At 64.1% G+C, this 18,523-nt stretch carries 18 protein-coding genes; 11 read left to right on the top strand and 7 right to left on the bottom strand.

Annotated elements, in window-relative coordinates; all coding sequences use genetic code 11:
• Positions 1–23 precede the first annotated feature (23 nt).
• The 9 genes from ACMNAY_RS03010 (at position 24) to ACMNAY_RS02970 (ending at position 8,966) form a co-directional block, all read left to right on the top strand.
• Positions 24–1,205, top strand: coding sequence for a DEAD/DEAH box helicase (locus tag ACMNAY_RS03010; protein ID WP_418718338.1), 1,182 nt, complete (start codon positions 24–26; stop codon positions 1,203–1,205).
• A gap of 121 nt (positions 1,206–1,326) precedes the next feature.
• The gene (locus ACMNAY_RS03005) at positions 1,327–1,968 is read left to right on the top strand and encodes a MerR family transcriptional regulator (protein WP_418718337.1); all 642 of its coding nucleotides are present in this window, start codon (positions 1,327–1,329) and stop codon (positions 1,966–1,968) included.
• Positions 1,949–2,263: a heavy metal-binding domain-containing protein gene (locus tag ACMNAY_RS03000; RefSeq protein ID WP_418718336.1), complete on the top strand. Its 315-nt coding sequence runs from the start codon at positions 1,949–1,951 to the stop codon at positions 2,261–2,263. The genes ACMNAY_RS03005 and ACMNAY_RS03000 overlap by 20 nt, the downstream gene beginning before the upstream one ends.
• Before the next feature lie 22 nt (positions 2,264–2,285).
• A complete protein-coding gene (locus ACMNAY_RS02995) occupies positions 2,286–3,065 on the top strand; it encodes a YhfC family glutamic-type intramembrane protease (protein WP_418718335.1) in 780 nt (259 codons plus the stop codon).
• Positions 3,066–3,353: 288 nt separating this feature from the next.
• Entirely contained in the window at positions 3,354–4,523 is a 1,170-nt protein-coding gene (locus ACMNAY_RS02990; RefSeq protein ID WP_418718334.1) for a BMP family ABC transporter substrate-binding protein, read from the top strand.
• A gap of 93 nt (positions 4,524–4,616) precedes the next feature.
• Positions 4,617–6,155 carry an ABC transporter ATP-binding protein gene (locus ACMNAY_RS02985; RefSeq protein WP_394975236.1) on the top strand — a complete coding sequence of 513 codons (1,539 nt, stop codon included), beginning with the start codon at positions 4,617–4,619 and terminating at the stop codon, positions 6,153–6,155.
• Positions 6,152–7,252: an ABC transporter permease gene (locus ACMNAY_RS02980; protein WP_394968710.1), complete on the top strand. Its 1,101-nt coding sequence runs from the start codon at positions 6,152–6,154 to the stop codon at positions 7,250–7,252. Before ACMNAY_RS02985 ends, ACMNAY_RS02980 begins: the two co-directional genes overlap by 4 nt.
• A gap of 2 nt (positions 7,253–7,254) precedes the next feature.
• A complete protein-coding gene (locus tag ACMNAY_RS02975; RefSeq protein ID WP_418718333.1) occupies positions 7,255–8,211 on the top strand; it encodes an ABC transporter permease in 957 nt (318 codons plus the stop codon).
• 149 nt (positions 8,212–8,360) lie between these two features.
• On the top strand, positions 8,361–8,966 hold the full coding sequence (locus tag ACMNAY_RS02970; RefSeq protein ID WP_394968714.1) for a helix-turn-helix domain-containing protein: 606 nt from the start codon (positions 8,361–8,363) through the stop codon (positions 8,964–8,966).
• A gap of 46 nt (positions 8,967–9,012) precedes the next feature.
• Here the strand turns inward: ACMNAY_RS02970 and ACMNAY_RS02965 are convergent, their stop codons facing one another.
• Genes ACMNAY_RS02965 through ACMNAY_RS02945 form a run of 5 tightly spaced genes read right to left on the bottom strand, consistent with a single transcriptional unit; the run spans position 9,013 to position 12,184 of the window.
• Positions 9,013–9,336: a branched-chain amino acid transporter permease gene (locus tag ACMNAY_RS02965; protein WP_418718332.1), complete on the bottom strand. Its 324-nt coding sequence runs from the start codon at positions 9,334–9,336 to the stop codon at positions 9,013–9,015.
• 1 nt (position 9,337) lies between these two features.
• Positions 9,338–10,042, bottom strand: coding sequence for an AzlC family ABC transporter permease (locus ACMNAY_RS02960; protein WP_418718331.1), 705 nt, complete (start codon positions 10,040–10,042; stop codon positions 9,338–9,340).
• 26 nt (positions 10,043–10,068) lie between these two features.
• Positions 10,069–10,935, bottom strand: coding sequence for an EamA family transporter (locus ACMNAY_RS02955; RefSeq protein WP_418718330.1), 867 nt, complete (start codon positions 10,933–10,935; stop codon positions 10,069–10,071).
• A gap of 17 nt (positions 10,936–10,952) precedes the next feature.
• Positions 10,953–11,408, bottom strand: coding sequence for a threonine/serine exporter family protein (locus ACMNAY_RS02950; protein ID WP_394968722.1), 456 nt, complete (start codon positions 11,406–11,408; stop codon positions 10,953–10,955).
• A complete protein-coding gene (locus ACMNAY_RS02945; protein WP_394968724.1) occupies positions 11,405–12,184 on the bottom strand; it encodes a threonine/serine exporter family protein in 780 nt (259 codons plus the stop codon). Before ACMNAY_RS02945 ends, ACMNAY_RS02950 begins: the two co-directional genes overlap by 4 nt.
• A gap of 117 nt (positions 12,185–12,301) precedes the next feature.
• On the opposite strand from ACMNAY_RS02945, the gene ACMNAY_RS02940 reads away from it, so the two are divergent.
• On the top strand, positions 12,302–12,646 hold the full coding sequence (locus ACMNAY_RS02940; protein WP_394968725.1) for a hypothetical protein: 345 nt from the start codon (positions 12,302–12,304) through the stop codon (positions 12,644–12,646).
• A gap of 41 nt (positions 12,647–12,687) precedes the next feature.
• Here the strand turns inward: ACMNAY_RS02940 and ACMNAY_RS02935 are convergent, their stop codons facing one another.
• Positions 12,688–14,034: an MATE family efflux transporter gene (locus ACMNAY_RS02935; RefSeq protein ID WP_418718329.1), complete on the bottom strand. Its 1,347-nt coding sequence runs from the start codon at positions 14,032–14,034 to the stop codon at positions 12,688–12,690.
• Positions 14,035–14,260: 226 nt separating this feature from the next.
• Between ACMNAY_RS02935 and ACMNAY_RS02930 the strand changes: the two genes are divergently transcribed.
• Positions 14,261–15,781 carry a hypothetical protein gene (locus ACMNAY_RS02930; RefSeq protein ID WP_418718328.1) on the top strand — a complete coding sequence of 507 codons (1,521 nt, stop codon included), beginning with the start codon at positions 14,261–14,263 and terminating at the stop codon, positions 15,779–15,781.
• Between the two features lie 60 nt (positions 15,782–15,841).
• Here ACMNAY_RS02930 and clpB read toward each other — a convergent pair whose 3' ends face one another.
• Positions 15,842–18,442 (bottom strand): ATP-dependent chaperone ClpB, encoded by a 2,601-nt coding sequence (gene clpB / locus ACMNAY_RS02925; protein ID WP_418718327.1) that lies wholly within the window; start codon positions 18,440–18,442, stop codon positions 15,842–15,844.
• Positions 18,443–18,523: the final 81 nt, after the last annotated feature.

Genomic DNA, 18,523 nt, shown 5'->3' with positions numbered 1-18,523 from the left:
GGCGCAGAACGGAGAAAACGACTATGCTGTACAAAGACCTCACCGGCGTGCGGCCGGAGATTTTGCAGGCGGTGGAGCGCATGGGCTTCACCGAGATGACCGAAGTGCAGGAAAAGACCATCCCTGTGATGATGGCGGGCCACGACGTCATTGCCAAGGCCCCCACCGGCACCGGCAAGACCTGCGCCTTCGGCATCCCCATCATCGAGCGCATCGACCCCTCCCGTCCGCTGCCCCAGGCGGTCATCCTGGCCCCCACCCGTGAGCTGGCCCAGCAGATCGCCGGCGACCTGGAGGAGCTGACCCACTTTCTGCCCGACGTGCGCACCGTCTGCGTCTACGGTGGGGCGGACATGCAAAAGCAGGCCAACCGCCTGAAGAAGGGCTGCCAGATCGTGGTGGCCACCCCCGGCCGCCTGATGGACCACATGCGCCACAAGAGCATCGACGTGAGCGCCGTCACCAGCATCGTGCTGGACGAGGCGGACGAGATGCTGAACATGGGCTTTTATAAGGACGTGCGCAAGATCATCGACGTCATGAAGGCCCGCAAGAGCCTGTGCATGTTCAGCGCCACCATCAGCCGCGAGGTGATGGACATCGGCTGGCTCTACCAGCGGGACGCGGAAGAAATTATCGTCCAGCCGGTGCAGGCCAGCCAGCCCAAAATTACCCAGTACACCCTGTGCACCACCGGCCGCTCCAAACTGGCGGACGTGGCCCAGATCATCATCTCCGGCGGTTACAAGCGGGTGATGGTGTTCTGCAACACCAAGTTCACCACCGCCACTCTCACCAACCAGCTGGCGCGGCTGAACTTCGTCACCGACTGCCTCCACGGCGACCTGTCCCAGGGCGAGCGCAACAAAATTATGGCCGCCTTCCGTGAGGGCAAGATCGCCGTGCTGGTGGCCACCGACGTGGCCGCCCGGGGCATCGACGTGGAGGATGTGGACGCGGTCATCAACTACGAGGTGCCCTCCTCCAACGAGTACTATACCCACCGCATCGGCCGCACCGGCCGCGCCAAGAAAGAGGGCGTGTCCTACCTGCTGTACGACGCCAGCGAGAAAAAGCGGGTGGACGAGCTGCTGCGCCTGACCCGCAGCACGGCCACCCCGGTTCACTGGGACGAAAGCCACACCAGCCTCATCGAGGAAGAAGTGGACACCGGCGACAAGTTCCAGATCCGCAGCTATTTCTAACACCACCGCGCAGGCCGCGGGCCGAGCGCGCTCCCCGCGTTCGGCCCGCTTTTTTTCAAAAAACACTTGACCTTCCCCTTTGTGGATGGTTTACACTGAGCGTAGAAAGGGGGAGAGAGGGGTGCGCATCAAGGAGGTGGAGGCCCGGGTGGGCCTTTCCGCCAAGAACATCCGTTTCTATGAAAAGGAGGGCCTGCTGGCCCCCCGGCGGCAGGCCGGAAACGGCTACCGCGACTACAACGAGGAAGACCTCTCGCGGCTGCGGCGCATCAAGCTTTTGCGCAAGCTGGATGTGCCGCTGGAGGAGATAGGCGCCATGCTGGAGGGCACGCTGACCCTGGACGAGGGGATGCGCCGTCACCTGGTGGTGCTGGAGAGCCGCCAAAAGAATCTGGACACCGCCCGGCAGCTTTGCGCCGAGCTGGCGAAAGCGCCCGGCCTGCTGGCCGCGCTGGACCCGGAGGCCGCGCTGGCGGAGGTGGCCCGTTTGGAACAAAAGGGGGTGCGCTTTATCGACGTGCAAAAGACTGACCGCAAACGCAAGGCCCACGGGGCCTGGCTGTCCGCTTTGGTGTTCATCGGTTTGATGGCCATGGTGGAAGGGCTGATGGTGTGGGCCCTCACGGTGGACCCGGTGCCCCTGCCGGTGGCGCTGCTGCTGGCGGGCTGGCCGCTGGTGTTCGTCGCGGGCGCGCTGCTGGCGCTGCGCCAGCGGCTCAAAGAAATTCGAAAGGGTGAAGAGGATGCTTATCGTAACTACTGAGAATATCCCCGGCCGCCGCTATGAGGTGCTGGGCGTTGTGAAAGGCAACGTGGTGCAGAGCAAGAACTTCGGCAAGGACTTCATGAGCGCCATGAAGACCCTGGTGGGCGGCGAGATTACCGCCTACACCGAGATGCTGGGCGAGGCGCGGCAGATCGCCTCCGGCCGCATGGTGGCCGAGGCGGAGGCCATCGGCGCGGACGCCGTGGTATGCATGCGCTACGCTTCTTCCAGCGTGATGCAGAGCGCGGCCGAGTGCATTGCCTACGGCACCGCCGTCAAGTTCATCGACTGAGCGAAGGCGGGGAGGAACGGCCATGACATTCGCGCTTTCCGGCGTGCAGACGGCTTCCTTTGCCGTCGCCGCCTTCTGCACCCTGGCGCTGCCGGTGGTGCTGCTCATCGTTTTGGGCGTGATGAAAAAGATTCGCATGGCTCCGCTGGCGCTGGGCTTCGTGAGCTTTTTTGTCAGTCAGATGGTGCTGCGTATCCCGCTGCTGCAGCTGCTCACCGCCACCGGTGCGCTGAAGACCTTCGCCGCCCACACGGTGCTCTACGCCGTGGTGGTGGGCGGGCTGTCCGCCGGCCTCTTTGAGGAGACCGCCCGTCTGGCGGGCGCGTCCATTCTCAAGGGCCAGCGCAGCTATAAGGACATGATCAGCTTCGGCCTGGGCCACGGCCTGTGCGAGGTGATGTTCATCGCCGGCATGACCCATGTGAACAACCTGTTGCTGAGCGCCGCCCTGTCCGCCTCCGATGGCCCGATGGGCGCGCTGCTGGCAGGGGTGGACAGCGCCACCCTGGAACTCGTCGCCAGTCAGCTGGCGGCGGCCACGCCGGGCGTGGTGGCTCTGGGCCTGCTGGAGCGGGTGAGCGCGGTGCTTTTCCACCTGTTTGCCACCAGCCTTGTGTTCACCGCCGTCATCCGGCGAAAGCCCGGCTGGTATTTCGCGGCGGTGGGCGCCCACACCCTGTTCAACTCGCTGGCGGTGCTGCTGAGCGGTCTGGGCATTCTTGCGGTGGAGCTGGTGCTCTTTGCGGCCGGACTTGCCATGGGCGCGTATGTGCTGGCCCAGCGGCGCAGATGGCCTGCGTGAGTTTGCACTATCGTCCGAAGTGCAGAAAGTGAAAAGTCATACTTTTGGGCTCGAAAAAAGCCCGCAAACCCGCACGGCAAGCCGCTGTGCGGGTTTTTGTTTGGGGCAGACGAACAAAAACCATTGTGCAAAAGGGGCGCGCCGTTGGCGAAAGCGCCGAAGTTGGCGAAATGTGTTGAAATCGTGAACAACGCAGGCTAAAATGATAGTATTCCGAACGGAGGTAAGTGTTCCGGCTTACCCCGTTTCTTGTTTTCTTGTAACAATAAAAACAGGGGGAAACCGAACATGAAAAAGCTTCTCAGCATCCTGCTGGCCGGCGCCATGGTCCTGAGCCTCGCTGCCTGCGGCGGCGACACCGGCACCAGCACCAGCGAGCCCGCTTCCGCCTCCACCGGCACCAGCGAGCCCGCCTCCGCCACCGGCGGCATTCCCAAGGACGAGATCAAGGTGGGCGTCATCCACCTGTCCGACCCTGCCGAGGGCAGCGGCTACACCTACACCCACGACCAGGGCATCATCGGCATGCAGCAGAATCTGGGCCTGCGCGATGACCAGATCGTGCGCAAGATCTCCGTGGACGACACCGACGCCGCCGCCGTGGAGACCGCCATCACCGAGTGCGTGGAGGAAGGCTGCAACATCATCTTCGCCACCTCCTGGGGCTATATGGACACCTGCGAGGCTCTGGCCGAGGAGTTCCCCGAGGTCATCTTCAGCCACGGCACCGGCTATAAGTCCAACGGCACCAACTTCAACAACTACTTCGGCCGCATCTACCAGGCCCGCTACCTGAGCGGCATCATCGCCGGCATGAAGACCGAGTCCAATAAGATCGGCTACGTGGCCGCCATGGGCCAGGAGAACGGCGAGGTTACCAGCGGCTGCAACGCCTTTGCCATGGGCGTGGCCAGCGTGAACCCCGACGCCGAGGTCTATGTGAGCGTGACCAACAGCTGGTTCGATCCCGAAGGCGAGAAGCAGGCCGCCGAGCGCCTGATCGCCGAGGGCTGCGACGTCATCGGCCAGCACTGCGACACCCCCAACCCCCAGACCGCTGCCGAGGAGCACGGTGTTTGGGGCGTGGGCTACAACAGCGACATGACCAAGGACGCCCCCGGCGCCACCCTCACCAGCGTGATGTGGGACTGGAGCGTTTACTACACCAAGGCTGTTCAGAACGTCATCGACGGCACCTGGGTGGCCGGTGAGAAGGTTGACAACTACTTCGGCGACATGGCCGACGGCCTGGTGACTCTGGGCGAGTTCAACTCCGACCTGGTGACCGACGAGATGATCGCCAAGGTGGAGGAAGTCAAGGCTCAGATCGTTTCCGGCGAGTGGGACGTGTTCGACGGCAAGACCGAGATCATGGACAACGAGGGCAACGCCCACACTCTGGAAGGCGCCGATTACGGCAGCTGCAACTGGTACTACGAGAACGTGAACGTTCTGTAAGGCCGGCTTTTACAAAGCTCAGAAAAGGGCGGTCTCTGACCGCCCTTTTTCCGGTTTTTCCCCTTCACAACACCCCGAGGAGGTAAAAGGACTATGGCAGAAATGCAGTGCGCCATCCGGTGCAGCGGCATCACCAAGACCTTCGGCTCCGTGGTGGCCAACGACGCCATCGACCTGGAGGTCAACTACGGCGAGGTGCTGGCCCTGCTGGGCGAGAACGGCAGCGGCAAGACCACATTGATGAACATGCTTTCGGGCATCTACCACCCGGACGCCGGCCAGATCTTCGTGAACGGCCAGCCGGTGTCCATCGCGTCCCCCGTGGACGCCCGGGCTCTGGGCATCGGCATGATCCACCAGCACTTCAAGCTGGTGGAGGTGTTCACCGCCATGGAGAACATCGTGCTGGGCATGCCCGGCAAAATGCCCTCCCGCAAGGCCCTGCGGGCCGAGGTGAAGAACCTGTGTGACACCTACGGTCTGGAGATCGACCCGGAAAAGCCCGTCTGGGAGATGAGCGTTTCCGAAAAGCAGACGGTGGAAATTCTGAAGGTGCTCTATCGGGGCGCAAAAATTCTGATCCTGGACGAGCCCACCGCCGTGCTCACCCCCCAGGAGACCGAAAAGCTCTTTGACATCCTGCGGCAGATGAAGGCCAAGGGCTGCGCGGTCATCATCATCACCCACAAGCTGAACGAGGTGCTGGCCATCAGCGACCGGGTGACCATCCTGCGCAAGGGCAAAAGCGTGGACACCGTGGCTACCGCCGGCGTGGACGCGAACAAGCTCACCGAGCTGATGGTGGGCCACGCGGTGAGCCTGGCCATCCGCCGCCCCGAGCCCAAGGACGTGCACACCATCCTCAAGGTGGTGGACCTGACGGTGGAAAAGCCGGACGGCAGCCTCGGGCTGGACGACGTGAGTTTCCACATCCACAGCGGCGAGATTTTGGGCGTGGCGGGCGTTGCCGGCAGCGGCCAGAAGGAGCTGTGCGAGGCCATCGCCGGCCTGCTGCCCGCCAAAAAGGGCGCGGTGCTCTATAAAAAGGAGAACATCCTGGGCAAAAGCCCCGAGGCCATCATCGACTTGGGCATCTCCATGAGCTTTGTGCCCGAGGACCGTCTGGGCATGGGCCTTGTGGCCAGCATGGGCATGACCGACAACATGCTGCTGAAGAGCTACCGCTCCGGCAAGGGCCCCTTCGTGGACCGTGCCCCCGCCCGTGCGCTGGCCAAAAAGCTGGTGGAGGAACTGTCCATCGTCACGCCGGGCATCGAGACCCCGGTGCGTCTGATGAGCGGCGGCAACGTGCAGAAGGTGCTGCTGGGCCGGGAAATCGAATCCGACCCGAACCTTCTCATCACTGCCTACCCGGTGCGCGGCCTGGACATCAACTCCAGCTACCTCATCTACGACCTTCTGAACAAGCAGAAGGAAAAGGGCGTGGCGGTGATGTTCATCGGCGAGGACCTGGACGTGCTGCTGGAATTGTGCGACCGCATCCTGGTGCTCTGCCACGGCAAGGTCACCGGCGTGGTCAAGGCCGGTGAGGTCACCAAAGAGCAGATCGGTCTAATGATGACCGGCGAAATGAGCGAGGAAGAAAAGCAGAAGGAGGCGGCCGACCGATGAGCACAACTGTCAAGACCCACCGTGAGCCGCTGCTGCACACGGTGAAGCACGCCGAGCGCAGCAGTCGCCAGACGGTGGCCCTGCGCCTTGCGGCGGTGGCTTTGAGCCTTGTGGCCGGCGGCATCTTCATCCTGGCCATCGGCCAGAACCCCTTCGCGGTCTACGCCACCATCGTCAAGGGCGCGTTCCGCAGCCCGCTGGCCATTCAGGCCACCATCAAGTACACCATCCCCCTGTGCATCTGCGCGCTGGGCGTGACCCTGGCCTTCAAGATGCGCTTTTGGAACATCGGCGGCGAGGGCCAGCTCATCATGGGCGGCGTGTTCGCCAGCTTCTTTGCCCTGTTCTGCACCGACTGGCCCCATCCGCTGCTGCTGGCGGTGATGTTCGTGGCGGGCGCCATCGGCGGCGGCCTGTGGGGCCTTGTGCCCGCGGTGTTCAAAAGCCGCTGGAACACCAACGAGACCCTGTTCACCCTGATGCTCAACTACATCGCGCTGCACATCGTCTCCTGGCTGCAGTCCGGCCCCTGGCGGGACGAAGGGGCCAACGGTTTCAACAAAATTGCCCGCTTTGACAAAAACGCCGGCCTGGACAAGGTGCTGGGCGTGCACTTCGGCTGGATCATCATGCTGGTGCTGGTGGTGCTGGTTTGGGTGTATCTGAAATACACCAAGCAGGGCTACGAGATCAGCGTGGTGGGCGAAAGCCAGGACACCGCCCGCTACGCCGGCATCCACGTGAAAAAGGTGGTGCTTCGCACCATGTTCCTCTCCGGCGCCATTGCCGGCATCGCCGGCGTGTGCCAGGTGGGCGGCAGCGACATGACCCTGTCCATGGGCGTGGCCGGCGGCGTGGGCTTCACCGCCATCATCGTGGCCTGGCTGTGCCAGCTGAACCCCGGCATGATCCTGGTGGTCTCCTTCCTGTTCAGCGTGCTGGAAAAGGGCAGCGGCGTGGTGCAGAGCGAGTTCGGCCTCTCGGCCGACAGCGCCGACGTGCTCCAGGGCGTCATCCTCTTCTTCATCCTGGCCAGTGAGTTCTTCGTGCGCTACGGCTTCGCTGTGCGCAAAAAGCAGCCGAAAGGAGGCGCGTGAGCATGGATCTGTTCATCAAATTCCTGGTGGCCGCCGTGGGCGCGGGCACTCCGCTGCTCTTTGGCACCGTGGGCGAAATCCTCAACGAAAAAGTGGGTCATTTGAACCTGGGCGTGGAGGGCATGATGGCCATCGGCGCCTGCGCCGGCTTCATGGCGGGCTACCTCACCGATAACTTTGCCCTGGCCCTGCTGGCGGCCTTCGGCGCGGGCGTGCTCAGCGCCCTGGTCTACGCGGTGCTCACCGTCACCTTCATGGCCAACCAGAACGTGGCGGGCCTCACCATGACCATCTTCGGCGTGGGCCTGTCCAACTTCATCGGCGTCTACATGCTGGACAAGAGCGGCGCCACCACCCTCAAACTGCCGGAGAACGTCACCGCCCAGATGCGCAGCGTGACCATCCCCGGCCTGAGCGACCTGCCGGTGGTGGGCAATCTGCTGTTCAGCTATAACCCCTTCGTCTACATCGGCATCCTGGTGGCCGCCGTCTGCGGCTTCTACCTCTACCGCACCAAGACCGGCCTGAACGTGCAGGCCATCGGCGAGAACCCCGCCGCGGCGGACGCCGCCTCCATCCAGGTCACCCGCTGGAAGTACATCAACATCCTCCTGGGCGGCGGCATCTGCGGCATCGGCGGCGCCTACTGCTCCATGATCATCAACAGCGGCGTGTGGATCTCCAACAGCGTGAACGGCCTGGGCTGGATCGCCGTGGCTCTGGTCATCTTCGCCGCCTGGAAGCCCCATGTGGCCATCCTGGGCTCCTTCGTGTTCGGCGCGCTGCGGGTGCTGAAATACTACAAGATGGGCTTCATGGCCGGCTGGCCCGACGCCTTCTTCGATATGCTGCCCTTCCTCATCACTGCCCTCATTCTGGTCATCACCAGCATCCGGGGCAGCAAGGGCGCCCACATCCCCGCCAGCCTCGGCGTGAACTACTTCCGCGAGGAGCGGTAAAAATCACAGACAAAAGCGCCCGGACCCATCGGTCCGGGCGCTTTTTTGGGCATTGCAACCGCCGGTTGACAAAAGGGCAGGCAAAGGGGGTAGCCCTGCAACCGCCCTTTCTGCTATGATGAGGGAGAAACGAAAGGAGGCGCTGCCCCATGAACACAGCACAGCGGCTGCAGCAGCTGCGGAAGGAAAAAGGAATGTCCCAGGAGGAGCTGGCCGAGCGGCTGGGCGTCTCCCGGCAGGCGGTGTCCAAATGGGAGAGCGGCCAGAGCACGCCGGACGTGGAAAAGATTGTGGCCGCCAGCGAAGAGTTCGGCGTGACCACCGACTGGCTTTTGAAGGGCGTTTTGCCGGCAGAGGAAACCGCCTGCGCAAAGCGAAAGCTGGCGGGGCGCATCCTCTTTGCCGCCTCGCCCGCCTTTGCGGCCGCGGGGCTGATGCTGGCCGTGGCGGGAGACTGGGAGGGCAGCTCCTTTGCGAGCTGTGCCGGCCTCATCGTGCAGGTGGTCAGCGTGGCCCTCTATTTCATCGGCCGGACGCTCACCGGGGAGAAGGGCCCCTTCTGGGCCGCCTGGCTGGACGTGGCGTGCATCGCCTTTCTGCCGGTGCGCTTTGTGATGAGACGGAGCATTTTTCTCACACTCATGGCGGGTTTTGTGCCCTTTGAGGTGGGGAAGATCCTCCACAGCCTGCTCTATTGGCCGGTGTATCTGATGGTGCTGGCGGTCAGCTTCATTCTGTTGAGAAAGCGAAAATAACAAAAGGGCGGCCCCGCGAACGCGGGGCCGCCCTTCCCGTTTTCTCTCACAGAGGCAGCCGGATGAGCAGCATATACACCGCAGTGCCTCCGAAAATGCTCAAAAGGGTGTTGCGCCGCCACAGGTGCAGCACCGCCGTCACCGCCAGCGCCCCCAGCTGAAAGGCGGCCTCCATGCCGCCGGCGGCGGGCAGGCCCTTCAGGCAGTAGATGACCAGAATGGTGATGATGGCTCCGGGCAGCACCCCACCCAGATACCGCACCGCACCGGGCATGGCGCGCTTGCCGCCGAACACCGCGAAGGGCAGCGCCCGGGTGAACAGGGTCACCCCGGCGGCGATGAGCAGCACCCACAAAGGATACAGTTCCATGTTACGCCGCCTCCTTTTCACGGTTCAGCACCGGCCGCGCCAGCAGCAGCACCGCCACCGTGGTGCAGAGCGCGGGCAGCAGGAAGTTGTCCGCTCCCAGCACCAGCAGGAAAACGCCGGCGCAGCAAAGGCCCAGCAGGGCGGGCAGGTGGCTTTTCGCCCCCCGCCACTGCTCCAGAAAAATCACAAGGAACAAAGCCGTCATGGAAAAGTCGATGCCGGTGAAGTCCAGCGGCAGGCCGCCGGCAAAGATGCCCAGCAGGCTGCCCGCCACCCAGTAGAGCTGGTCCAGCAGGGCCACCAGGAACATGGCGCCGTTTTTGTCCACCCCGGCGGGCACCTCGTCCATGCCGCAGAGCACGGAATAGGTCTCGTCGGTGAGGGAGAAGATCATGTAAGGACGCTTTTTGCCCATGGAGCGGAAGCGCTCGATGAAGGAAAGACCATAGAACAGGTGCCGGGCGTTGATGAACAGGCTCATCAGCGCCACGGTGGGCAGAGCTGTTGGCGCGGCCAGAAAGCCCGCCAGCACAAACTGCAGGCTGCCCGCGTAGACAAGGCCGCTGAAAGCCAGGGACCACAGCGCCCCGAACCCCGCCTGCCGCAGCAGGATGCCGAAGGCCGTGCCCAGAAACACATAGCCGAACAGCACCCCCAGCGACTGGCGGAAGGCAAACCGGGCGGTCTGCCGCCAGTTCGTCTCCATGAACAACACCTCACACAAAAAAGATCTCATGCCGCCAGCATGCCCAGCGTACCGGCGCACAAAAGCCCGAGGCCCAGCGCCGCCCGGCGGCTCAGCCGCTCGCCCAGCACCAGCCAGGAGAAGGCCACCGTCACCAGAATGCTCAATTTGTCAATGGGAGCCACCGCGCTGGCAGGGCCCAGCTGCAGCGCCCGGAAGTAGCACAGCCAGGAGCCGCCGGTGGCAAGGCCGGACAGGGCGATGAACCAGCCCTCCCGGCCGCTCATGGCCCGCAGGCCCTTTGTCTTGCCGGTGGCCAGCGCCACCGCCCAGGCCATCACCAGCACCACCGCCGTGCGGATGGCGGTGCCCAGATTCGAGTCGATGCCCGCCATGCCCAGCTTTGCCAGAATGGAGGTGAGGGCGGCGAAAAGGGCGGAGAGCAGGGCGTAGAACAGCCAGCCGTGGCCCGACGCGGGCCGCGGGGCCCGCTCGCCGGGGTTCCATGCCATCAGCCAGCTGCCCGCGCCGATGGCCGCCGTGCACACAAGGCGAAGGGCGCTGGGCTCCTCGCCCAGGAAAGCGAAGGCCAAGAGAATGGTAAGTACGGTGCTCAGCTTGTCCACCGGCACCACCCGGTTCACGTCCCCCAGCTGCAGCGCCTTGAAGTAGCACAGCCAGGACGCGCCGGTGGCAAGGCCGGAGAGCACCAGAAAGGCCCACCCGGCGGGGGAGATGGCCGCCACGCCCGCCTGCGCCCCCGCAAGGAACACCACGGCCCAGGCCATGGCCAGCACCACCACGGTGCGCAGAGCGGTGGCCAGGGTGGAGTCGGTGTGCTTCACGCCGCACTTGGCCAGCACCGAGGACAGCCCGGCGCACAGCGCCGAGCCGAAGGCCCACAGGACCCACATGCCAAACGCCTCCTTTTTCAGCCTTTGCGGAAGGGCGCGGCCAGCCGGGCAAACCATCCGGCGGGCGCTTCAAAGCCCACCAGAATGGCCAGCACCATGGCGGCTGCAAGCTTTACTGTCTCAAAACCGGTGAGGCTTGCCCCGGCCAGGTCCCCCTCCACCAGAGCGTAGGCCGTCTGGTAGATGCCGAGGCCCGGCACCAGCGGAAAGATGCCGGAGATGAGGAAGATGGTCACCGGGCAGCGCTGCTGCACCGAGGAAAACCGGCTGATGAGCACCACCGCCAGGGTGGCGAAAAAGGTGGCCGTCAGGGTGCCCACCGGCCCCTTCAGGGCGATGAACACCAGCCACCCGGCGGCGCCGGTGAGGCCGCAGCGGGGATAGTAGCGGGCGGGCACATGGAAGATGAGGGAGAAGGCCATGGTGCCAAGGCCCGCGAAAAACACTTCGGAACAAAAACGCCACACGGTCATGCCAGCACACCTCCCAGCCGGGCCCAGAGGGTCATCACAAGCCCCACGCCGAAGGCCATGCACACCACCACCAGGAATACGTCCAGCATGCGCACCGCGCCGGAGATGTAGTCCTGGTCGGCGATGTCCCGGATGGCGTTGGTGAAGGCCACGCCCGGCAGCAGGGGCACCAGCGAGCCAACCGTCACCATGCTCAGCTGGCTGCCAAGGCCCAGGTTGGTAAGCAGAATGGCCACCGCGCACACCAGCGCACCGCCGCTGATGTTGGCGGCGATTTTGGAAAGCCGGCCCCGCACCGCCACCAGCAGGTAGAGGTAGAGCAAAAGGCCCGCAACAAAGGCGGCGGCGCCGTCCGCCAGAGTGCCGCCGAAGATGTAGCAGAAGGATCCCGCGCCCACGCCGCTGGCCAACACCTGCTGCCAGCGGGGTTTGCGGGGCATGTCCTGGATCTCCAGAAGGCGGGCGTGAGCTTCCTCGGGGGTGTGCAGCCCCCGGGCGATCTCCCGGCTGAGCTGATTCACCGCGTCCACCTTGTCCAGCCGGCTGCCGGTGAGGGGGATGTGCCGCACCTTGGCAAGGCAGTGCTGCCGGCCGTCGCTGGCGGTCATCATGATGCCGTTGCTCAGCACAAAAGGCTCGAATCCCTCGCAGCCGTAGGCCGCGGCGATGCGCTCCATCGTCTCGGTGACACGGAAAATCTCCGCCCCGCTGGACACAAGGATTTCTCCCGCCAGCGCCACCGTTTCAAACACCAGTTGGTTCTGCTCGGCCTCCATGGCCCGCCCTCCCTCTGAAGAGGATTTGCAAAGTCTGCATTTCTTCACTATAATAAAATAATCCGGGCCGGGATGCAAGAGGCGGCCCCACTCAAAAGCGGAAAGGCGGCGCGGTGCATGATCCGGTTCAACTATCCCTATTATCCCCTCCAGTGGTATAAAAACGGCAACCCCGTTTCGGGCAACGCGGGCCAGTTCAACTACAAGACCCTGCGCCAGGGCGACGAGCTGCGCGCTTGGTGGTGGCTGGGCCCCTGGTGCATGGAAAAGACCGAGCACGTGGAAACACAGACCTTCCCCTTCGGGCAGGAGGGCATCGACGCGGCCAGAGGCTGGCTGGAGGAGGCGTTCAACGCCATCCCCCGGGACACCATCGAGGCGAAAAGCGCCTTTCTGGACTCGGAGCCCTGGACGCCTCCGGCCCCGGAGGAGGAAAAGGACGAGGACGCCCCGCCCTTCTGAAAAACAAAAACGCCTGCGGCAAAAACTGCCGCAGGCATTTTTTATACGGTTTTGATGCTGCGCCACTTGCCCGCCTTCCAGCGGATGATGAACAGCACGGCGCGCAGGTTCTCGTCCAGGGCAAAGGCCATCCAGATGCCCACCAGGCCCCAGCCCAGATAAATGCCGAACAGCCAGGCGATGCCCACGCCCACGATCCACTGGCTGAGAATGCCCAGCGCCACCGGGAACTTCACGTCGCCCACCGCCTGCAGGTTGCGCACCAGCACGATGTTGAAGGCGCGGCCGATCTCCAGCACCACCTCCACCCACATGGTGCGGCAGCCCAGCGCGATGACCCGCTCGTCGGTGGTGAACAGGCTGAACAACGGCCTTGCAAAGATGGCCAGCAGCAGGGCGATGCCCACCGTCACCGGGGCGAAGAGGCGCAGCACCCGCCAGTTCTCCCGGTCGGCCCGGTCAAAGTCTCTGGCGCCGATGCAGTAGCCAATGATGATGCCCGCCGCCTGGCTCACCGCGTTCACCAGCATGTAGCACACCTGGGCGAACATGTTCATGTACATCCGGGCGGTCACCGCGTAGGTGCCGATGGTGTTCACGAACACCAGGCTGGTGCTCTGGGACAGATTGTAGGAAAGGCCCTCGCCCCCGGCGGGCAGGCCGATGCTCAACAGCCGGCGCAGCAGGTCGGTGGGGAAGGGGCGAAGCACCTTGGGGCTCAAGGTGGCGCCCTCCACGCTCTTGAAGAAGGCGAACAGCATCATCAGCATACCCGCCGTGCGGCACAGGCTGGTGCTCAGCGCCGCGCCCGCCGCGCCCATGCGGGGCAGCGGCCCGAGGCCGTAGATGAAGGCGGTGTTGCCCACGATGTTGATGAGGTTGATGACGCCGGTGGAGCACATGATGACCAGCATGTGGGCGTGGGCCCGCAGGAAAGCGCTGAAGGTGAGCATCAGCGCCTGGCAGGGCAGGCTCAGCGCCGCGATGAGCAGGTAGCTGCGGGCCTCCGGCACCGCCTCGGGCGGCACCTGCATCAGGGCGAACAGGCCGTCCGCCCCCAGCAGCAGCCCCAGGGTGATGACAAAACTCAGCACCAGGTTCAGCCCGGCGGCAAGGGTATAGATCTGGCGCACCTTGCCGAACTGACGCGCCCCCAGATACTGGCTCAGCAGGATGGTGGCCGCCAGGCTGATGACCGTGAAGGTCAGGATCAGCGTGTTCATGATCTGGTTGGCGTTGCCCACGGCTGCCACTGCCGTTTCGTTGTAGTGGCTGAGCATGATCTGGTCGATGTTGCCCACCAGCATCTGCAGCAACAGCTCGATGAAGACCGGCCAGGTCATTTTCAGCAGCGAAAACTGCATTTCGCCTGTGGCGGTGCGTTCCATATCCGTTCCTCCCTCCGGCCAAAAGCGGCCCGATTTGATCCAACGGCCATTATACACCCCGCCGCCCTGCCTTTGGTAGAGGGAAAAACGCCGATGTTTACAAAAAATAGGATATGGTTTTGTGCGATGTGCTCATAATAGGGGAGGGCAGCGACGGTTCGCGGATTTACTTTTGCGGTGTTTTGTGGTACGCTGTTTCTGTTATTGCACGAAAGGGGGAGAGCGCATGAGCGCGACGAAACGACGGCTGGCCGCTGCGGCCGCGGCCGTGGGGCTGCTGGTTCTGGCGGCGGCATTCCTGCTGCGTTTTTCCTATTCCACCAGCTTCAAGTGGCCGGAGTACTGTGGTTACGATTCGGCCATTTTCCAGACCATCGGCAAGTATTGGGCGCAAGGGTCTGTGCCTTACCGGGACCTGTTTGACCACAAGGGGCCGCTCATCTTCTTCATCGACATGATCGGCTATCTCATCTGGGGCCGGGCGGGCATCCTGGTGCCTCAGACCATCAGCCTCGCCGTGACCCTTTTCTTTTTCTGGAAGCTGGGCCGGGTGTATCTGCCGCCGCTGGGGGCAGCCGCCGCCGCGGGGGTGGCGCTGGTGTATCTGGCCCGCACCTTCGACGAGGGCAACATGACCGAGGAGTACGCCCTGCCCTTCATCGCCGCCAGCCTGTGGCTGGCCGTGCGCTGGTGCGAGAGCCTGCGGGAAACGCCCGACGCGCCCCATCCCTGGCGCAGCGCCGCAGTCTACGGCCTTTCCTTCGGGGCCATCCTGATGCTGCGGGTCACCAGTGCGGTGAGCATCTGCAGCTTCGTGCTGGTCATCACCCTGTACACCATCGGCAAACGCCAGTGGCGTGCGCTGGCGCAGAACGCCGCCGCTTTTCTGGGCGGATTCGCCGTCATCACCGCGCCGTTTTTTGCCTATTTTGCATACTACGGGGTGCTGGGCCGGCTGTTCTACGGCATGATCGGCTATAACCTGCTCTACGCCACCGAGTTCTCCCTGACCGAGTACTACGGCGGCGCGCCCTGGCTGTCCTCCACCTTCTGGCGGGTCATCTTCGACTTCGGCGCGCCCCTTCTGCTGCTGGCGGTGCTGGCGCTGGTGTGCATCCTGCACAAGCCCCGCCGCCTGCTGGGCTGGGCCTGTCTGCTGGCCGCGGTGCTGAATATGTACCTGTTGTTCACCAACCGGCCCTATATGCACTATTTCCAGATCGTGGCTCCGCTGTTGCCCCTGTGCCTGGGCCTTGCCTGGCGGCTGTGGGCCGAGAACCGGGCCGGCGGCAGGCTGGTGATGGGCCTGCCGGGGCTGGTGCTGGCCGGCGTCTATCTGGTGAGCCTGGGGGCGTGGCTGTCCTACTGGGAGGACGACGGCCTCATGACCCGCTACCCCTACGAGGTGCTGGACTACAACAACATCGCCCGCAGCATGTCGGCGGTCATCCCGGTGGAGGACCGGGATTCGGTGCTGGGCTGGGAAGTGGACGCCCAGTGGTACCTGGCCACCGACGTGCGGCCCTGCCAGCCCTACTTCGTCCACCAGGTGTGGCAGAGCGTGGCGGACCCGGACATGGCCGCCGAGCAGGCGCAGCTGCTCACCGAGGACCCGCCCCGCTGGATGGTGGTGGCGGACAGCGTCACCCCGACGCTGAGCGAGCTTTTGGAGCAGGAGTACACTGCCGTCAGCAGCCGGGCCGGCTTCTATATGTTCGCCGGCTACACCCTCTACCGGCACAACTGAAAAAAGAGAGCGGCCCGCCCCGTGTTTTCCACGGGACGGGCCGCTCTTTGTTCAAAACTGTCAGCGCAGCACCAGCTGGCCGTTCTCCACGTCCACCGTCAGGGTGTCGCCGGCATTGTGGCTGCCGCCGATGATCTGACGGGCGATGAGGGTCTCCACCTTGCTCTGGATGAACCGCTTCAGCGGCCGGGCGCCATAGATGGGGTCGTAGCCCGCGTCGATGATGAAGGCCTTGGCCGCGTCGGTCACCGCCAGGTTCAGCTGCTTTTCCGCCAGACGGCGGCGCAGGTCGGCCAGCTGCAGCTCCACGATGCCGCCGATCTCTTCCCGGGTCAGGGGCTTGTAGAAGACGATCTCGTCCAGCCGGTTCAAAAACTCCGGCCGGAACTGGGTCTTGAGCAGGCCCTCCACCTCGGTGCGGGCCTCGGCGCTGATGGAGCCGTCGGGGCCGATGCCGTCCAGGATGTACTGGCTGCCCAGATTGCTGGTGAGGATGATGATGGTGTTCTTGAAGTCCACCACACGGCCCTGGCTGTCGGTGATGCGGCCGTCGTCCAGCACCTGCAGCAGGATGTTGAACACGTCGGGATGGGCTTTTTCCACCTCGTCGAACAGCACCACGCTGTAGGGATGGCGGCGCACCGCCTCGGTCAGCTGGCCGCCCTCTTCATAACCCACGTATCCTGGAGGCGCGCCGATGAGCCGGCTGACGCTGAACTTCTCCATATACTCGGTCATGTCGATGCGGATCATGTTCTTCTCGTCGTCGAACAGGGCCTGGGCCAGCGCTTTGGCCAGCTCGGTCTTGCCCACGCCGGTGGGGCCCAGGAACAGGAAACTGCCGATGGGGCGGTTCGGGTCGGCAATGCCGGCCCGGCTGCGCAGGATGGCCTCGGTGACCTTCTGCACGGCCTCGTCCTGGCCGATGACGCGCTGGTGCAGGATGTTCTCCAGCCCCAGCAGCTTCTCACGCTCGCCCTCCACCAGCTTCTCCACGGGGATGCCGGTCCAGCGGGCCACGATGCGGGCGATCTCCTCATCGGTCACCCGGTCACGCAGCAGGGTGTCCTGCTTTTCGCCGGCGGTCTCGGCCTTTTTCTCCTGCTCCGCCAGCTGCTTTTTCAGCTCCGGCAGCTTGCCGTACTTCAGCTCGGCGGCCTTGTTCAGGTCGTACTCCCGCTCGGCCTTTTCGATGGCCGCGTTCGTTTTTTCGATTTCTTCCCGCAGGCTCTGCACGCTGCCGATGCTGGACTTCTCGTTGTCCCACTGGGCCTTCATGGCGCTGAACTGAGCGCGCATCTCGGCCAGTTCCTTCTGCAGCGCCGCCAGCCGCTGGGCGCTGAGGGTGTCGGTCTCCTTCTTCAGGGCGGCTTCCTCAATTTCGTGCTGCATGATCTTGCGGCGCAGATCGTCCAGCTCCGAGGGCATGGAGTCCATCTCGGTGCGGATCATGGCGCAGGCCTCGTCCACCAGGTCGATGGCTTTGTCCGGCAGGAACCGGTCGGTGATGTAGCGGTCGGAAAGGGTGGCCGCCGCGATGAGGGCGCTGTCCTGGATTTTCACGCCGTGGAACACCTCGTAGCGCTCCTTCAGGCCGCGCAGGATGGAGATGGTGTCCTCTACGGTGGGCTGGTCCACCTGCACCGGCTGGAACCGGCGCTCCAGCGCCGGGTCCTTCTCGATGTACTGGCGGTACTCGTCCAGAGTGGTGGCGCCGATGCAGTGCAGCTCGCCCCGGGCCAGCAGGGGTTTCAGCAGGTTGCTCGCGTCCATGGCGCCGTCGGTCTTGCCCGCGCCCACGATGGTGTGCAGCTCGTCGATGAACAGGATGATCTGCCCCTCGCTCTTCTTCACCTCGTTCAGAACGCTCTTCAGTCGCTCCTCAAACTCGCCCCGGTACTTGGCGCCCGCAACCAGCGCGCCCATGTCCAGGCTGAAGATGGTGCGGTCTTTCAGGTTCTCCGGCACGTCGCCCCGCACGATACGCTGGGCCAGGCCCTCGGCGATGGCGGTCTTGCCCACGCCGGCCTCACCGATGAGGCAGGGGTTGTTCTTGCGCTTGCGGCACAGGATGCGGATGACGTTCCGGATCTCGGTGTCACGGCCGATGACCGGGTCCAGCTTCTGCTGGCGGGCCAGCTCCACCAGATCCTGGCCGTACTTCTTCAGCGCGTCGTAGGTCTCTTCCGGGTGGTCGCTGGTCACCCGCTGGCTGCCGCGCACGGTGGCCAGCTGCTCCAGAAAGCGGTTCTTGTCAATGCCGAAGCTGTGCAGCACCTGCCGCACCGCCTCATTGGGCTGCTCGATCAGCGCCAGGAACAGATGCTCCACGCTGACGTACTCGTCCTTCATGGATTCGGCGGTGTGCTCGGCGGCGGTGAGCACCTTGTCGGTGGCCGGCGAGATGTAGATCTTGTCCGCCTCGCGGCCGGTGCCCGTCACGTGGGGCAGGGCGGCCACCTTCTGGGCGGCGGCCGCAGCGAAATTGCCGGGCTCCACGCCAAGCTTCACCAGAAGCTGCGGGATCAGCCCGTCCTGCTGGCTGGCAGTCGCGGCCAGAAGGTGCTCAGGCTCCAGCGCCTGGTTCTGGTACTCGATGGCCAGCTGCTGGGCGCTCTGCAGCGCTTCCAGCGTCTTTTGGGTATATTTATTGGGATTCATACAGTCCGTCCCCCTTTACAAAAGCAAACTTGCTTGGAGATATTCTTAGTTTTAGCACTCTCACGCCTCGACTGCTAATAT

Source organism: Candidatus Allofournierella merdipullorum (assembly GCF_048426865.1).
GTDB lineage: Bacteria > Bacillota > Clostridia > Oscillospirales > Ruminococcaceae > Allofournierella_A > Allofournierella_A merdipullorum.
This window is presented reverse-complemented; position numbering and strand designations above follow the sequence as displayed.

What these genes read in the sequence shown, in the direction of transcription:
- ACMNAY_RS02960 (WP_418718331.1), bottom strand. Translation starts at nt 10,042, where the DNA reads ATGGAGACGAACTGGCGGCAGACCGCCCGGTTTGCCTTCCGCCAGTCG.
- ACMNAY_RS02940 (WP_394968725.1), top strand. Translation starts at nt 12,302, where the DNA reads ATGATCCGGTTCAACTATCCCTATTATCCCCTCCAGTGGTATAAAAAC.
- ACMNAY_RS02985 (WP_394975236.1), top strand. Translation starts at nt 4,617, where the DNA reads ATGGCAGAAATGCAGTGCGCCATCCGGTGCAGCGGCATCACCAAGACC.
- clpB (WP_418718327.1), bottom strand. Translation starts at nt 18,442, where the DNA reads ATGAATCCCAATAAATATACCCAAAAGACGCTGGAAGCGCTGCAGAGC.
- ACMNAY_RS02965 (WP_418718332.1), bottom strand. Translation starts at nt 9,336, where the DNA reads ATGGAACTGTATCCTTTGTGGGTGCTGCTCATCGCCGCCGGGGTGACC.
- ACMNAY_RS03000 (WP_418718336.1), top strand. Translation starts at nt 1,949, where the DNA reads ATGCTTATCGTAACTACTGAGAATATCCCCGGCCGCCGCTATGAGGTG.
- ACMNAY_RS02950 (WP_394968722.1), bottom strand. Translation starts at nt 11,408, where the DNA reads ATGACCGTGTGGCGTTTTTGTTCCGAAGTGTTTTTCGCGGGCCTTGGC.
- ACMNAY_RS03010 (WP_418718338.1), top strand. Translation starts at nt 24, where the DNA reads ATGCTGTACAAAGACCTCACCGGCGTGCGGCCGGAGATTTTGCAGGCG.
- ACMNAY_RS02990 (WP_418718334.1), top strand. Translation starts at nt 3,354, where the DNA reads ATGAAAAAGCTTCTCAGCATCCTGCTGGCCGGCGCCATGGTCCTGAGC.
- ACMNAY_RS02975 (WP_418718333.1), top strand. Translation starts at nt 7,255, where the DNA reads ATGGATCTGTTCATCAAATTCCTGGTGGCCGCCGTGGGCGCGGGCACT.
- ACMNAY_RS02930 (WP_418718328.1), top strand. Translation starts at nt 14,261, where the DNA reads ATGAGCGCGACGAAACGACGGCTGGCCGCTGCGGCCGCGGCCGTGGGG.
- ACMNAY_RS02935 (WP_418718329.1), bottom strand. Translation starts at nt 14,034, where the DNA reads ATGGAACGCACCGCCACAGGCGAAATGCAGTTTTCGCTGCTGAAAATG.
- ACMNAY_RS02980 (WP_394968710.1), top strand. Translation starts at nt 6,152, where the DNA reads ATGAGCACAACTGTCAAGACCCACCGTGAGCCGCTGCTGCACACGGTG.
- ACMNAY_RS02995 (WP_418718335.1), top strand. Translation starts at nt 2,286, where the DNA reads ATGACATTCGCGCTTTCCGGCGTGCAGACGGCTTCCTTTGCCGTCGCC.
- ACMNAY_RS02945 (WP_394968724.1), bottom strand. Translation starts at nt 12,184, where the DNA reads ATGGAGGCCGAGCAGAACCAACTGGTGTTTGAAACGGTGGCGCTGGCG.
- ACMNAY_RS02970 (WP_394968714.1), top strand. Translation starts at nt 8,361, where the DNA reads ATGAACACAGCACAGCGGCTGCAGCAGCTGCGGAAGGAAAAAGGAATG.
- ACMNAY_RS02955 (WP_418718330.1), bottom strand. Translation starts at nt 10,935, where the DNA reads ATGTGGGTCCTGTGGGCCTTCGGCTCGGCGCTGTGCGCCGGGCTGTCC.